At 66.9% G+C, this 14,379-nt stretch carries 15 protein-coding genes; 8 read left to right on the plus strand and 7 right to left on the minus strand.

Annotation, left to right across the window (positions count from 1 at the left end; translation table 11 throughout):
• Window positions 1–181 precede the first annotated feature (181 nt).
• Window positions 182–922: a hypothetical protein gene (locus AC1RIF_RS04415; RefSeq protein ID WP_492600174.1), complete on the plus strand. Its 741-nt coding sequence runs from the start codon at window positions 182–184 to the stop codon at window positions 920–922.
• Between the two features lie 272 nt (window positions 923–1,194).
• A complete protein-coding gene (locus AC1RIF_RS04420) occupies window positions 1,195–1,656 on the plus strand; it encodes a PaaI family thioesterase (RefSeq protein WP_492600175.1) in 462 nt (153 codons plus the stop codon).
• Window positions 1,657–1,667: 11 nt separating this feature from the next.
• Here AC1RIF_RS04420 and AC1RIF_RS04425 read toward each other — a convergent pair whose 3' ends face one another.
• The 5 genes from AC1RIF_RS04425 to AC1RIF_RS04445 all read right to left on the minus strand — a co-directional run bounded on the left by AC1RIF_RS04425 (window position 1,668) and on the right by AC1RIF_RS04445 (window position 7,163).
• Window positions 1,668–3,041 carry an NAD(P)/FAD-dependent oxidoreductase gene (locus AC1RIF_RS04425; protein WP_492600176.1) on the minus strand — a complete coding sequence of 458 codons (1,374 nt, stop codon included), beginning with the start codon at window positions 3,039–3,041 and terminating at the stop codon, window positions 1,668–1,670.
• Between the two features lie 160 nt (window positions 3,042–3,201).
• Window positions 3,202–4,575: an MFS transporter gene (locus tag AC1RIF_RS04430; protein ID WP_492600764.1), complete on the minus strand. Its 1,374-nt coding sequence runs from the start codon at window positions 4,573–4,575 to the stop codon at window positions 3,202–3,204.
• Between the two features lie 513 nt (window positions 4,576–5,088).
• Complete coding sequence (locus AC1RIF_RS04435; protein ID WP_492600177.1) at window positions 5,089–5,439, minus strand: hypothetical protein; 351 nt, start codon at window positions 5,437–5,439, stop codon at window positions 5,089–5,091.
• 153 nt (window positions 5,440–5,592) lie between these two features.
• Complete coding sequence (locus tag AC1RIF_RS04440) at window positions 5,593–6,618, minus strand: tyrosine-type recombinase/integrase (RefSeq protein WP_492600178.1); 1,026 nt, start codon at window positions 6,616–6,618, stop codon at window positions 5,593–5,595.
• A gap of 122 nt (window positions 6,619–6,740) precedes the next feature.
• On the minus strand, window positions 6,741–7,163 hold the full coding sequence (locus AC1RIF_RS04445; protein ID WP_492600179.1) for a hypothetical protein: 423 nt from the start codon (window positions 7,161–7,163) through the stop codon (window positions 6,741–6,743).
• Between the two features lie 183 nt (window positions 7,164–7,346).
• Between AC1RIF_RS04445 and AC1RIF_RS04450 the strand changes: the two genes are divergently transcribed.
• Window positions 7,347–7,964, plus strand: coding sequence for a DUF1109 domain-containing protein (locus AC1RIF_RS04450; RefSeq protein WP_492600180.1), 618 nt, complete (start codon window positions 7,347–7,349; stop codon window positions 7,962–7,964).
• Window positions 7,965–8,022: 58 nt separating this feature from the next.
• Here AC1RIF_RS04450 and AC1RIF_RS04455 read toward each other — a convergent pair whose 3' ends face one another.
• A complete protein-coding gene (locus tag AC1RIF_RS04455; protein ID WP_492600181.1) occupies window positions 8,023–8,958 on the minus strand; it encodes an aldo/keto reductase in 936 nt (311 codons plus the stop codon).
• 76 nt (window positions 8,959–9,034) lie between these two features.
• Between AC1RIF_RS04455 and AC1RIF_RS04460 the strand changes: the two genes are divergently transcribed.
• Together AC1RIF_RS04460 and AC1RIF_RS04465 are read left to right on the plus strand one after the other, a co-directional pair.
• On the plus strand, window positions 9,035–9,634 hold the full coding sequence (locus tag AC1RIF_RS04460) for a TetR family transcriptional regulator (protein WP_492600182.1): 600 nt from the start codon (window positions 9,035–9,037) through the stop codon (window positions 9,632–9,634).
• Between the two features lie 329 nt (window positions 9,635–9,963).
• Complete coding sequence (locus AC1RIF_RS04465; protein WP_492600183.1) at window positions 9,964–10,197, plus strand: metallothionein; 234 nt, start codon at window positions 9,964–9,966, stop codon at window positions 10,195–10,197.
• A 10-nt stretch (window positions 10,198–10,207) separates the two neighbouring features.
• On the opposite strand, the gene AC1RIF_RS04470 is transcribed toward AC1RIF_RS04465, so the two are convergent.
• Window positions 10,208–10,990, minus strand: a complete 783-nt coding sequence (locus tag AC1RIF_RS04470) for a SigB/SigF/SigG family RNA polymerase sigma factor (RefSeq protein ID WP_492600184.1) — start codon at window positions 10,988–10,990, stop codon at window positions 10,208–10,210.
• Between the two features lie 266 nt (window positions 10,991–11,256).
• On the opposite strand from AC1RIF_RS04470, the gene AC1RIF_RS04475 reads away from it, so the two are divergent.
• The 3 genes from AC1RIF_RS04475 (at window position 11,257) to AC1RIF_RS04485 (ending at window position 13,326) form a co-directional block, all read left to right on the plus strand.
• Window positions 11,257–11,667 carry a VOC family protein gene (locus AC1RIF_RS04475; RefSeq protein ID WP_492600185.1) on the plus strand — a complete coding sequence of 137 codons (411 nt, stop codon included), beginning with the start codon at window positions 11,257–11,259 and terminating at the stop codon, window positions 11,665–11,667.
• A 230-nt stretch (window positions 11,668–11,897) separates the two neighbouring features.
• Entirely contained in the window at window positions 11,898–12,698 is an 801-nt protein-coding gene (locus AC1RIF_RS04480) for an alpha/beta fold hydrolase (RefSeq protein WP_492600186.1), read from the plus strand.
• 250 nt (window positions 12,699–12,948) lie between these two features.
• Entirely contained in the window at window positions 12,949–13,326 is a 378-nt protein-coding gene (locus tag AC1RIF_RS04485) for a hypothetical protein (protein WP_492600187.1), read from the plus strand.
• Window positions 13,327–14,379: the final 1,053 nt, after the last annotated feature.

Below are 14,379 nucleotides of genomic sequence, written 5' to 3' on the forward strand. Positions count from 1 at the left end.
GGGGGCTCCTTGGGGAGGTAACGCTGTCGAGCGTCGAGGTTACGGAAGCCTAACCGAATGCGCGAGGGCGGTATCCGCTCCGCGGTCCGAGTAGACCCCCTGGTTTCCAGAATGGTTAGGCTAGCCTACGCTTGCTGGAGCAGTACTCGACGGAACTTACCGAACGCTTGATGGAGGCTCGATGTCCGTGACCGCGCATTTCCAGTTCACCCTGCCCGAGGGAACGGCGCTGACGGAGTCGTGTTCGCGATTGCGCGACATCTCACCGGACTACCCGCGGGTCTACGCGGTCGCGACGATGGCGCATCAGGGCAAGCGGCGGTGGTGGCCGATCGCGTCGTGCGCCGAGGGCGCGGACTCGACCGAACTGCCGGGACATCGCGTGGGGCAGATGTACGAGCGGATGCTCGACGATCTGCGCTCCCCGGACGCTGCCGCGATCCAGGTGGCGGCGGCGCTCGTACATGCGGTGGTCGGCCGGGTCGCAGCCCTCGTGATGCTGGAGGGGCGCGCGTGGGACCCCGGGGTGGACAACCTCTGGATCCACATGGACAGCGACAGCGGTGTCGACTGGGCGGGTGTCGTGGACGAGACGCTCCGCGTGCTGCCCGACGACGGACTGGCCGGCTCGCGCGACGTCGTCACCCTGCCCTGCGAGCGGGCCCTGCTCGTGTGGACCGCGCACCGCTGCGTCACGTCGTTGTCGGCGATCCGGTGTGCACTCGACGGGTTCGCGTCGGTCGACTCGGTGCGATTCGGCGGTCTGGTCGCCGATGCGATCCTGGGCGCGGCAACGCGCGTGCCGATGCTGGCGGGTACGGCCCGATCGGTCGCGGCGCGGCGTGGCCAGGGACTGCTGGACGCGTTCGAGGCCGCCGGTGTTCCGGTGCGGGTCCGGGCGTCGCTGGCGCACGCCTGCTGACGAAGGGGTTGCTGAATTAGGGCAGCCTTCCCTATACTTGCTTCATCAATACTGCTGGACCGTGCCGGAGTCCTGAGGGCTGCAGTGACTCCCGGTCCCTTCCACGGCGGGTTCCGCGCATCTGGCGCGGAACCCGCCGGTTCGTCTTTCCGGCGGGTCGGGTGCGCGCGGGTGGCAACGGTGGATCACTATGACGAGGTACATATTCGGCCGGCGGGCCGGTCGGGCACCTCGATGCCCGGCCGCCTTCGCCAGAATCGATGGAGCAAATCATGGTGAGCGAGGCAGAGCGCGCATTCGTACTGGGTGACGGGGCGGATCCCGCCGAGGTCAACGCGTTCCTCAACAAGGGCTTCGGGGAGGCACTCGGCCTCGAGTTCACCGAACTGACCGCGGACCGTGTCCGCGCCCAGTGGAAGGTGACGCCCGCGCTGTACCAGCCGTGGGGGATCATGCACGGCGGCGTGCACTGCGCCGTGATCGAATCGGTGGCGAGCATCGCGGCCAGCATCTGGCTAGGCGACCGCGGTCACGTCGTCGGCGTCAACAACAACACCGACTTCCTGCGCGCCGCCCGCGACGGAGTGCTGTTCGCCGAAGCCACCCCCGTGCACCGTGGCCGCACCCAGCAGCTGTGGCTGGTGACCGTGACCGACGAGCAGGAGCGGCTCGTCGCTCGCGGTCAGGTCCGGCTGCAGAACATCACCGAGACGTCTGCGCTCGGCAACAAGTGACCGGGGTGGCGTCAGCCGGCCTCACGTGATTCGGCTGCGCGACGCGCTCGGCTCTGCTCCTGGAGCAGGTCGATCGCGTTGCGCGCGAACACCTGCTGCTCGGTCGACGCCATCTGCGCACGCCCACGGCCGAGGAACGAGACCGTCCACGAGATCACCGTCGACAGGCGACTACGGAACCCGATCAGGTACATCAGGTGGATCACGAGCCAGGCGATCCAGCCGATGAAACCGCTGATCTCGAGCTTGCCCACCTTCGCGACCGCGCTGAACCGGGAAATCGTCGCCATCGAGCCCTTGTCGAAGTACTTGAACGGCTCCCGATCCTCGGACCGGGCCCCGTCGAGTCCCGCCCGGATCTCCTTGGCGGCGTACTTGCCGCCCTGCATCGCGACCTGCGCCAGCCCCGGCAACTTGTCCAGGGCCATCATGTCGCCGATGACGAACACGTTCGGATAGCCCGGCAACGTCAGATCCGGCAGCACGTGCACGCGGCCCGCCCGGTCGACCTCCGCGCCCGACTGTTCACCCAACTGCCTGCCCAGCGGGCTCGCCTGCACGCCCGCGGACCACACCTTGCACTGCGACTCGACCCGCGTCTCGGTGCCGTCCTCGTGCCGCACCACCAGACCGTCGACGTCGACGTCGGTGACCATCGCGTTCAACTGGATCTCGACGCCCAGCTTCTCGAGCCGTTCGGCGGCCTTGCGGCTCAACTTCCCGCCGTACACCGGCAGCACGGCGGGCGCGCCGTCGAGCAGGATGACGCGTGAATCCCTCGGGTTGATCCGCCGGAACGCGCCGGCGAGGGTGCGGTGGGCCAGTTCGGCGATCTGCCCGGCCAGTTCCACGCCGGTCGGGCCCGCGCCGACCACCACGAACGTCAGCAGGCGGGCACGCTCCTCGGGATCGTCGGACAGCTCGGCCTGCTCGAACGCGCCCAGGATGCGGCCACGCAGTTCGAGTGCGTCGTCGATCGTCTTCATGCCGGGTGCGAACTCGGCGAAGTGGTCGTTGCCGAAGTACGACTGCCCGGCACCGGCGGCCACGATGAGGGAATCGAACTCGGTGACCGTGGTCCGGTCCAGCAGTCGCGAGGTGACCGTGCCGGCCTTCAGGTCGATCGTTTCGACATCGCCGAGCAGAACCTCGGCGTTCTTCTGCTTGCGTAGCACCATCCGGGTCGCCGGTGCGATGTCGCCGACCGAGAGGATTCCGGTCGCCACCTGGTACAGCAGCGGCTGGAACAGGTGATGGGTGGTCCTCGCGATGAGGGTGATGTCCACGTCGGCGCGCTTGAGGGCCTGCGTGCCGAACAATCCGCCGAATCCTGATCCGATGACCACGATGCGATGGCGACGGGGTTGTGCCGAGGGGGTGCTCATTCCGCGCTCCTCGAGAGCTCGTCGAAACGTGCTGACCTAGTCACCGTAACCGTCCGGTGGTCACCCGTCCCGTCAACTCGGGGTCGGAGCGGCCGCGCAGACGACTGTGGGCGGCGGGGATGAACCCCACCGCCCACAGTCGGACGTCACAGTGCGATAGTCACTTGTCTCCGTACACGCTTCCGCGGCGGATCAGCAGTGTGAAGCCGATCGTGATGAGGCCGAGGACAACCATCATCGTCGCGACCGTGTTGAGGCCGGTGACCGTCGGCGCGACGCCACCGGCAGCCGCTGCCGACGACGCGAGCAGCATCGTCGCGATCGAGGTGCCGATGCCCTGACCGCCGGTGCGCAGCACCGAGTTCGTGCCGGTGGCCTCGCTGGTGTTGCCCTCCGGGACCGCCTCGACGATCAGGTTCGGCAGCGCCGTGTACGCGAACGCGGTACCGATCGACACGGTGATGATCATCGCGACCATGCCGGCGACCGAATCGTGGAAGACGATGAGCATCGCGCTGCTGATCGTGAACAGCGTCGTCCCGAGCAGCATCGACACCCGAGAGCCGACGGCCCGCGTGATGCGGCCGCTGAGCGGCGTGCACACGAAACCGAACATCGAGCCGATGAACGACAGCCACCCGGCGTTTGTGGCGGAGATACCGAGACCGAACGGCGCTGTCGTCGGGGACTGCAGGATCATCGGGATGATCATGGTGCTGATGCCCATCGGGCCGACCGCGATCGCCAGGGTCGCGAACATCGTCAGAGCCACCTTGCGGTCGGTGAACAGGCGGACGTTCACGATCGGATCCTTGACCCGCAGTTCCCACAGCACCCACAGGGCGAGCACCGCAAGGCCGCCGACGACGAGACCGAGGGTCTTCACGTCGGTCCAGCCCCACGCTCCCGACTTGTTGATGCCGAGCAGGACGGCCGCGATCGCGGGGGCGAACGCGAGGGTGCCGATGTAGTCGACCTTCTGGGTGGTCCCGGTGGGCGGACGCCACGGCAGCACGAACAGCACCAGCAGCAGCGCCAACACCGCGTAGACGGCCGCGACGACGAAGATCATGTGCCAGCTCGCGTGGTCGAGCATCAAGCCGGCGACCAGCAGCGATGCCGATCCGGCCGCGACGGCCGAGCCGGAGATGATGGCGATGGCAACCGGGACCTTCGCGGCCGGGAGGTGTTCGCGGGCCAGGCCGATGCACAGCGGGAGGATCGCACCCGCAACACCCTGGATGGCGCGGCCGACGATGATGCTGCCGATGCTGTCACCGATCGCACTGATGAACGAACCGAGTGCGGCGGCGCCCAGCAGGACGACCAGCACACGCTCGCGTCCGTACATGTCGCCGAGGCGGCCGCACACCGCCGCCGATGCGGCGGCCACCAGCAGGAAGGCCGTGACGGCCCAGCCGACCGTGGCGGCGTCGCTGTTGAACTCCTGGATGAACGTGGGGATGGCGGCATACACCATCGACGTCTCGAATGCGCTGATGATCTCGACCAGCACGAGAACGCCGATGATCACCCACGCGGGGCGCTGTCGGGCATACCGTCCGCGCGGCGCGGGCGCCGCTGACGTGGCACGAGTGTCTGCAGTAGCTGTCACTGAAGTTGATGTCCAGACTCTTGACTGGCCCGAAACGACGGGCGGTGCTGCGGGAATTCGAAGAACTGCGAGGTCGTCGCGTCCACGGGGCGAGCCGCTATGGGTGGGCGACGCTTCTGTTCCGTTGGTCACAGAGTGTGCCAACTCACTTTCCCGGCACAGAAATTCTGCGCACTCAGTGGGACCGGGTGGTGACCGCCGTAACATCGGCGAACAGGGGATATGCGTGAAACCACTGATCAGCGCGTCGACCGCAGAACACGCTGCCGCGCGGAGCATCCCGCTGGATGAGACCGCCTCGGGCCCCTCCTACGGTGTGTGCTGCACGACACACGGCGGCGGCGTCGATCTCGCCGAACAAACCGTTGACCAGTCTCGCAGGTCCCGAGTGCATCGGCAGGGGAATCGGAAATCCGGCCTTCTCCGGCACGCTCAGTCGTGCGCCGGGCAGCGGTGCCTCTGCGCCGACACGATCGCCGCCACCAACTCGTCGATCATGTCGTCGTGCAGGTGGACAGTGGTTTCCACGCCGTCGACGTCCACACAGCGGAGCAGTACCCGACGACCGTGCGCCTCCACGTAGGTGTCGTCGTCCACGCTCCACGTCGCACCGAGCTCTGTCGGCGAGATGATCGGGACGTTGACGAAGTCGGGCCACGTCGAGGCGTGCCGGTCGTGTTCGCGCTCGGCCACGGCGCCGGGGGAGTCCGGACCCGGCGCGGGCAGTGGGGCGACGAGTCGCAGGTGACGGGGCGGTGCGGCCGGGGCGACGTCGGCGTACATCGACGAATTCACCTTCTACTCAGGGGGACGCGCCGGAGAGAGTCGAGCAGGAGAGCGGTACGCGTCGCCACCGCCGCCGACCACCGTACGTCCCGCACGACATTCCGGTGTGCGAATTCCGGATGAAATGTCCGGAACCGGTCGACGGGTTCGTCAGCTGCCGTCGAGCATCCGATACAGCGGATTACGGGCGGCCGCCTCACGCACACCGGTCCCGGCGCCCTCGGTGTACACCTGTGTGGTGTTCATGGACTCGTGGCCGAGCATGCGCATGAGCGTGAAGATGCTGACGTTCTCGTCGGCCATGTTCGTGGCGAACGTGTGCCGGAACTGGTGGGTGAGCGCTCCCTTGGCGCGCTCGCCGTTGATCCCGGCTCGACGGTATGCCCGCAACACCCGGTACTGCAGCGTGCCGCGGGTGATCCGTGTGCCGTCGGCTCCCACGAACAGCGGATCGCTGCTGCGGAAGTGCTGCCACGGGCTGGCGTCGGCCGGAACCCGCTGCTTCGCGGTACCCGGGAATCGTTCGACGCGCGACGCCAGATAGCCCGTCAACGCTGCCACCAGCGCCGGCTCCGCGGTCGCCACCCGCTCCTTGCTGCCCTTGCCCCGCACGAGGATCACCCGCGCACCCCCGTTTCCCGGATCGGCGGCGCCGCGCACGTCGCCGATGTCGACCGCGATCAGCTCCGACGACCGCATTCCGGTCAGCAGCGCCATCAGAATGATCGCGAAATCGCGCTCGCCCCACGGCCGGACGCCGTCGGTGTCGTCCTCCTGCAACGTCGCGATCAGCCGAGTGACGGCGTCGGCCGGCAGCGCCTTGGGTAGCCGCTTCGGCGCCTTGGGACGCAACACCGCCGACATCGGGTTCGCGACGATCGCGTCGAGCGAGAACAGGAAGTCGCACAGGGTGTTCCAGGTGGACCAGCACCGACGGATCGACGCCACCTCGTGCGACGCCGCGAACGCCGCGAACGCCTGCTGCATCGACTGCTTGGTGATCACCTCCACCGGCAGCGCCGCAGCATCGGCCCCGCACTGCTCGGCGAGGTGTCCGGCGATGGCCGCAAAGTCCTGCCGGTACGCCTTGAGCGTGTGCGGCGACGGCTTCGCGGTGCTGCGATGCAACAGGAACTCGCCGAACCAGGACTCGAGATGCTGTCGATCGTCACTCACCTGGGCCTGCTCCAATGTCCTTCCGGGACTTCGCTGTCGGATGCGCGGCGAATGTGTGTTCGAAACGCGCCCGACAAGTGTATCGGCTGCCCGTCCCGGCTCGGTCGGGGTCTGCGGTGCGGTCAGGGAACCGTCCAGACGCCGGCGCCGGGTGTGATCGCGAGAATCCGGTATCCGGGGCCGTCGGGAACCGTCGCCGAGGCGACGACCGTCCCGGAACCGGTCTCGACCGGCGTGCCGTAGCGGTTGTCGAGAAATGCGACACCGGCCGCGCCGGTGGAGATGTTTCGCCAGTGGACGAGAACATCGGTGTACGGCCCCAGTCGGGTCACTCCCGGAGTGTCGGGGTCGGTGGTGGCGGTCAGGTAGAAGTAGCCCGCGTTCGGGAGTCCGGTCGCGGTGACACCGACCCCGGCGACGGGAATGGGGAAGACGGTGTCGGTCGGCGCTGCGGCGACCGATTGCGCTCCGAGCAGAATGACGCCCGCGGCGCCGAGAGAAGCTCCGACGAGCGATGCGCGACGCGGTCGGGGGTGTGGACTCATCGGCGGACCTCCAGGTCTGCGACCGGCACCGCTCCCCACCTGAACATCAGCGCCGGTCGAGGGTGCGGCCAGTCTAGCTCCGCTCCCTCCTCGCCGACCCGTCGTTTCGACGCCGCGGTCGGAACGTTCTCGGCACTCGCGAATCGGCGCCGGCCGCTCGGAGGATCCAGTTACATTGTGCGGGTGAGCGAGACGAGGCCCACCGATGCGAAGCGGGCCGGTGCGCGCAAGCGATACACGCCTCCCGGTCTGGTCGTCTCGATCGTGACGGTTCTCGCGGTCGGCCTGCTGCTCTGTCTCCACTACGGTCGGTGGCCATCTCGTTTCGGCAGTCTCGAGTGGGCGGAGCCTCTGCTCTTCTACGTCGGCGCCCTGCTGACGCTCGCCGCGGTGGGCATGGTCTGGGCGATCCGCACACTGATCTACGTCGTCGAAGAACGTCGGTGGTCGTGGCGGATTCTCCAGGCCCCGGTGATCGTGCTGAGCGCTGTCGCGTTCGGCGCCTTCTTGCAGCCGACGCCGTTCGACGAGATGCGACCGGAGTTCGAGCAGGCCGCTCGGGAACTGCTCGCCAGCCCTGAAGGTACGAGAGAGAACCTGGAGATCGGCCGGTTCGACATCTCCCAGGTGTTCGAGGGCCGCGACGGTGCGGTCTACTTCCGTGAAGCGTCCTGGTTCTCCCTCGGCGCCAGCACCGGATGGGTCTATTCGCCGAACGGAACACCCGCAGGGTTCGACGACTTCTCGTCCAACCACCTGGGTGGGCCCTGGTACGGGTACACCTCCGTCTGGCGGGACTGACTTCGCGGGCTGCTGTTCCCTCCGACCGTCGGGCCGCTCGGTCGAGGCGTGCGCCCGCTTACATGCGGCCGCCGACGCCACCTGTGGGGGCGATCCGCTCGATGGTGGCGAGATCGTCGGGAGTCAGGTCCAGCTCGGACGCAGTGACGTTCTGGTCGACGCGCTGGGCGTTGCGGGATCCCGGGATGGGGACGATGTAGTCCTTGCGGGTCAGCAGCCACGCCAGGGACAGCTGTGCGAGCGTGGCGCCTTTGCCGGCGGCCAGTGCGGTCAATTCGTCGACGACGGCGATGTTGGCGTGAAAGTTCCCCGGCGCCCACCAGGGGATGTGCCGGCGGAAGTCGCCGGCGTCGTAGCTCTCACGGGAGGCCACCGCGCCGCTGAGGAAGCCCCGAGCCAGCGGCGAGTAGGCGACGAATCCGATACCGAGTTCCTCGAGAACGGGGAACAGGGGTTCGACGTCGCGCGCGAAGATCGAGTACTCGGTCTGGAGCACCGAAATCGGATGCACCGCCTGCGCGGCGCGGATGGTCGTCTCGTCCGCTTCGGACAACCCCAGGTACTTGACCTTGCCTGCCTCGACGAACTCCTTCATCGTCCCGATCACGTCTTCGACCGGGACGTTCGGGTCGGGGCGATGCTGGTAGAGCACGTCGATCGTGTCGACGTTGAGGTTGCGCAGGCTGGCCTCGACCACCTCGCGGATGTGCTCGGGGCGTGAGTCGGATCCGAAGGAGCGGGTGAGGCCGAATTTCGTCGCGATGACCACGTCGTCGCGGATCGGCGCCAGCGCCTGCCCGAGCAGTTTCTCGCCCTCGCCCCAGCCGTACATTTCGGCGGTGTCGAACAGCGTCACGCCGAGCTCATGGGCCTTTCGGATTGCGGTGATCGACTCGGCGTCGTCGGTGGGGCCATAACCCGTGGCGATGCCCATCGCCCCGTAGCCGAGAGAGGCAGTGGCCAGGCCCTGCCGTCCGAGAATGCGCGTGTCCATGTTGAACCCCTTCGTTATGTCAGTCTCAGTCAATTGCGTCAGACTATGACACATTCGGCACTGTACGCTTCGCATCGTGGAAAGTTCATCGAATCCGGGCCTGCGCGACATCACGCGCGAGGCCGTCCGCACACGGATCGCCGAGGTCGCGATCGACCTGTTCGCCCAGCAGGGTTTCGATGCGGTCACCGTCGAGCAGATCGCCGCCGAGGTAGGCCTTTCGGCCCGCAGCTTCCACCGCTACTTCCCGGCCAAGGAGGACGCCGTCATCGGCGACCTCGTTCCCTGGGGTGAGTTCGTCCGCGACGCCTTCGCCGCGCGGCCGGCCGACGAACCGGTCTGGGATTCTCTGAGGGCGTCCTTCGAAGCCCTGCTGGCGCTACCGAACAGGGACGAACAACGAAGCAAGAGGACCATGCGTGTCCTGACGAGCGCGCCGTCCCTACGTGCTCGCAACCTCGAGAAGCATCTGATGTGGTCAAGTCTGCTCACCCCGCTCGTGCAGGAGCGACTCGCCGGTGACCTCGCGGTACTGCGAGCACAGACCCTGGTGCAGGCGTCGCTGGCGTGCTTCGACGTTGCGCTGACCACCTGGGCCGAGCCCGACGAGACCACGGACGCAGTGGAACTCCTCCGTCGATCTTTCGACACGCTCGCGCCCGGGAATCCGGCCTAGAGCCGACCGCAGCGTTCTACGCCCCCGTCGTTCGAAACTCGACGCCGCCCGCGTGTGAGACGAGCGTTTCGACCGCTTCACCCCCGATTTCACCCCGGTGCAGCTTTCCCTGACGAAGCTGTCTCGATACCTTATTGGTGGCCAGGCGCACCCCCCGACGTGTGCCTGGCCTCGAACTTGCCGATGTCCCGCTGCGTACGCGAACGCAGCGGGACATCGTGCTTTCACGGCCGATTCCGATCGCCGAATCAGGTGTAGCGCCATCTCCCGAGGGGTAGTCGATCCATGTCGGCCGGCATCTGCGGCCGGCGCATCAGGAGGAGGGCGAGATGCCGAGGTGCGAGACGTGCGGCAACGACTACGACAAGGCGTTCACCGTGATCATGGGGGATCGGCGGGGGGTGTTCGACAGTTTCGAATGCGCCGCACATGCGATGGCGCCGGTGTGCGGTCACTGCGGATGTCGGATCCTCGGACACGGAGTGGAGGACGAGAGCCGAATCTTCTGTTGCGCGAACTGTGCGCGGCTCGCCGGCCACGAACGGCTCGTCGACCGGGTCTGACGCCGCGGCGTCAGCGCTCGTGTCCGTCGAGTTGATGACGGAGCGTCGCCAGGGACCGCGCCAACAGCCGCGAGACGTGCATCTGGGACACCCCGACTTCTTCGGCGATCCGGCTCTGCGTGAGGTTCGCGAAGAACCGCAGCACCACGATCCGGCGCTCGCGATCGGGGAGCGCTGCCAGCATCGGCCGGAGCGTCTCGTGATTCTCGACCGCCTCGAGGCGCCGATCGTCCACGCCGAGGGTCTCGGCCAGCGGATGTGTGTGGCCGCGCACCACGGTCCCGGCGTCCACCGAGACGGTCCGGTACGCGTTGCCGGCCAGCAGCCCGTCGGCGACGGCGTCCTCGCCGATCCGAAGTTCGGCCGCGAGTTCGCGACGCGTCGGCGGCCGTCCCAGACGCTGCGACAGGACTCCCACCGTGCGGCCGATCTCGAGATGCAGTTCTTTCGTACGGCGGGGTACCCGCACGGACCACCCGGTGTCCCGGAAATGGCGCCGAACCTCGCCCATCATGGTCGGGACCGCGAAGGCGACGAAATCGGATCCCACGCGGGCGTCGTAACGGTTGACCGCATTGACGAGCCCCACGCGCGCCACTTGCACCAGATCGTCGTGGAACTCGCCGCGACCGTCGAACCGTCGAGCGATGTGATCGGCGAGGGGGAGGCATCGCGTGATCACGGAGTCGCGGAGCACGCGGTAGCGCGGATCCCGCCGGTCGAGCGCCGCCATCGATTCGAACACCGGACCCACGTCACGGTATTCGTCGGTGTGCTCGACCGGGCGGTTCACGCAATCGACCCGCGCGACGGTCGGGGAGAGCGGAACGGCGGTGCTGCACGGTCGGGCCGCCGCGCATCACGTCGAGGTGCGTCGTCGTGCCTCACCCGTCCTCCGTTCGGCCGGACATCGGATGCGTCCATCGTATGCCGATTCGGCATGTATTCGAGTCCGGAGGAAAGATCGTGAAGGCCCGGATCCGGACACTCCGGCCGATGAGTTCCACTGTCGCCAGTGGTCAGTACCGATGACCGTGTCGTCAACCGAAGGGAGTGGTCGTGTCCGTGACGGCCCGTGGTTTCCACATCAGCCTGCCGATTGCAGATCGCGTGAAATCGATGGTGTTCTATCGAGACGCTTTCGGTTTCGAGCTTGTCGGCGATCTCGCGGACGACGGCGTGCCCGAACCGTTGATGTTCCGCATCGATCAGCGCACCATGTTGGCGCTCATTCCGGCGGACGGTCTCGGCTGGGTCCTCGGAGACAGTCGTGTGCTTGCTCCCGTCGGGACCAGCGAGTGCCTTGTGGGCGTGGGGATGGCCACGGAGCAGGAGGTCGCAGGTCTGGTCGATCGCATCCGCAGCGCCGGGGGAAAGGTGCTAGCCGAACCCGGGTACAAGCCCTGGGGGTACACCGCGCTGTGTGCCGACCCGGACGGACACGTCTGGCAGATCAGCGTCGAACCCTGACCGGAATGCCGAACCGGACGGGGATCGCTGTCCGGATCCTCGCCGCGGGCGACGCCGGGTAACGGGGTTCGACCAACCTGACCGACGAGGTTCATCGACGTGGAAGGCCCGCTGTGAGAGCCGAGAGTTCTCGTCAGGAGCGGGGCCTGAAGGTCTCGGTAGGCTTTCGACACCATGACAACGCACCGAGCTGACCCGGTCGAGCAAGGTGTCGGCAGTAGCATCTGCACATGGAACTGCGCCATGACGTCGCAGGTTCTGGGCCGACCCTGGTGCTCGTGCATGGGATCGTCGATCGTCGGCAGGTCTGGAACGCATTGCTGGACCAGTTGACGCCCTACCGCAGGGTGGTCACCGCCGACCTACCCAGCCACGGAGAATCGCCGCCACTCGCCGACGGTCCGGACGTGTTGGGTCGGCTCCTCGCGGAGTTGGGCGAGTTCGTCCGTTCGGTGACACCTCCGGGTGAGCGCCCACATGTCGCCGGGAACTCCCTCGGAGGTTGGCTCGCTCTCGCTCTCGCTGCTCGTGGCGAGGTCGCGACGGCGACCGCGCTCTCCCCAGCGGGTTTCTACGTCAGTCCTGCCGATCGGGCCCGGGCCGCGCTGCTGTTCCGAATCCCGCGCGCCCTGACCAGGGCGCTGGGCCAGAGGATGCCGAAAGTCATGCGGTACAGAGCCGTTCGGTACCCCTCGCTCGCCGCCTTCTACCGGCACCCAAGCCGGGTGTCGTACGACGAAGCCGTGATCAGTGCGCATTCACTCGCAACGAACACCCTGATCGACAAAGCTCGGACAGCCTCGTTCGACTTCCCGCCGCTCGTTGATGCGGCGGTCCCGATCACCGTGGTGTGGGGCCGGATGGACATGATTCACCCGGTGTACGAGGCCAGGCGAGTGCGCACCGTCTTCCCCCAGGCTCGGGTGCTGGAGCTGCCTGGGGTCGGGCACGTGCCGATGGTCGACGGTCCGAATCTGACCAGCGCGCTCCTGCTCGGCGGCAGTTCCACGCCGACCTGCGACGGAGCGTGAACATCGGCTGTCCTGCAATGACCCGTTGACTGCGACGAGCACGATAACGACGATCGCGATGCTCAGCCCGGGTCTCGAACCCCACAGCGCGCCGCTTGTCCAGAGAGCACCGACAATGCTCTCGATCCATCCGACGGTTCGCTGCTCTTCAGCGTGAAAACGTAAGGAAGACGACATTTTTCAACAATGCAGCAGTAACGTTTCATCACGCACGGCCGACAGGGTGGTACTTGCTACTGGAAGGATCTCAATGAGAATCACTTCTCTCGCAGCTGCACGCGTCACGGCCGTGGCCGTATCGGGGTTGGCATTCGCGACGGTCCTCGGCTCTGGCTCTGCCCAGGCTGATCCCGCGGACTGCGTCGTTCAGTGGGATGTGTTCAATGCGACGGCGACATGCCATGACGCCGATGTGCCCCCGGATAGGGAGTACGTGCTGATCGTCGACTGTTGGGGCCTTCACGGCATCCCCAATGCCTTTCCTCTCTATGCGATCGGTCCTTACAGCCAGTCCAGTCGCTCCTTCGCTCCGGCAGGTCAGACCACGGGGGCATGTGGCACGAACTGGGGCGCCCCTTCGTTGAACGCTGGGGTCATCACCAACGCCCATGTGGAGATCTATCGCTGATTGCAGGCGTCAGAGACGCGACCGCGAATCCGTTTGGCTCGTAGCTCGCGGCGCTTCTCCCGCTTTGGGCGGGACTGTCGATCGGAATCGTTCTGATGCGACCGGCCGGGAGGTCGCCCAGGAGGCTGCTGCATTCCCGATCTCCGTGGACGGTCCGGACGAGCGGGCAATGAGGTTCGCCCAATCAGGCACAGCCCCACCAAGTCCGACAGTTTCGCCACAGTGACTGAATGAAGCTGCAGAACTCCAGGGTGGGGGACTTGCCATTGGAAGCATCGCAGACACCAAAATGCGCGAGGTCGTCACCGAAACCGACTCCGCAATGTCAGCGAGACCGTAAGGGAGGCGAGATCAGAACTCCGCAGGGCACCGAGGCTCTCGCAGTCGAGTGAGTGATCGGAGATCGCAGTTGCGCCAACCGCTGTGCACATCCGGCAACTGGCGTGGCGATTCACACGGACGGACAGCCGAGGGGAGTGCGGTGAAATCCTAACGCGCACATGGATATTCGTCATTATCCATGACAGTGGTGCCGTCGGGGTCGGTGACCGGCGGGGAGGGCGGGCCCGATCGACATCCGGCTCGGGGTCCTTCGGGTGCAACTCGTCGTCGCGTGGAGATCGATGCTGCACGTACGGCGTCGATCGCCGTGTCCGGCACGCATACAGGATGCATCGCCGTCGGGTGTTCGATGCATGGACGGCCGCCGTGGATGTCGGATGCGCGCGGCGGCGCGAGCCTGTCCGGGTGGCCGGCCGGGCCGGCATCTCGGAAGGGTCCACTGGACAGCCTGAAGGGTCCGCCGCATCGGAGATGGCGTCCCGCGAAGCCGATCGCACGGGTCTCGGACTGGCGTCGGTGCCTCACGGTTGGACGCGCCTGGACGGTGGATGCGCGGCGGGGTCTGCGACGCATGCCGTCCCGTCCCTCGTGGGGAGCCGCCCGATCTCCATTACTTGACATAATGTGGATTATCGGCGAAATGGTGACCTGTGATAACACCGCCGAGTACGCCGCCGCCCGTCGGACGTTCTGGGACCTGCGAACCGAACC

The sequence above is a fragment of the Prescottella sp. GW823-FHT02E09 genome (genome assembly GCF_058797375.1).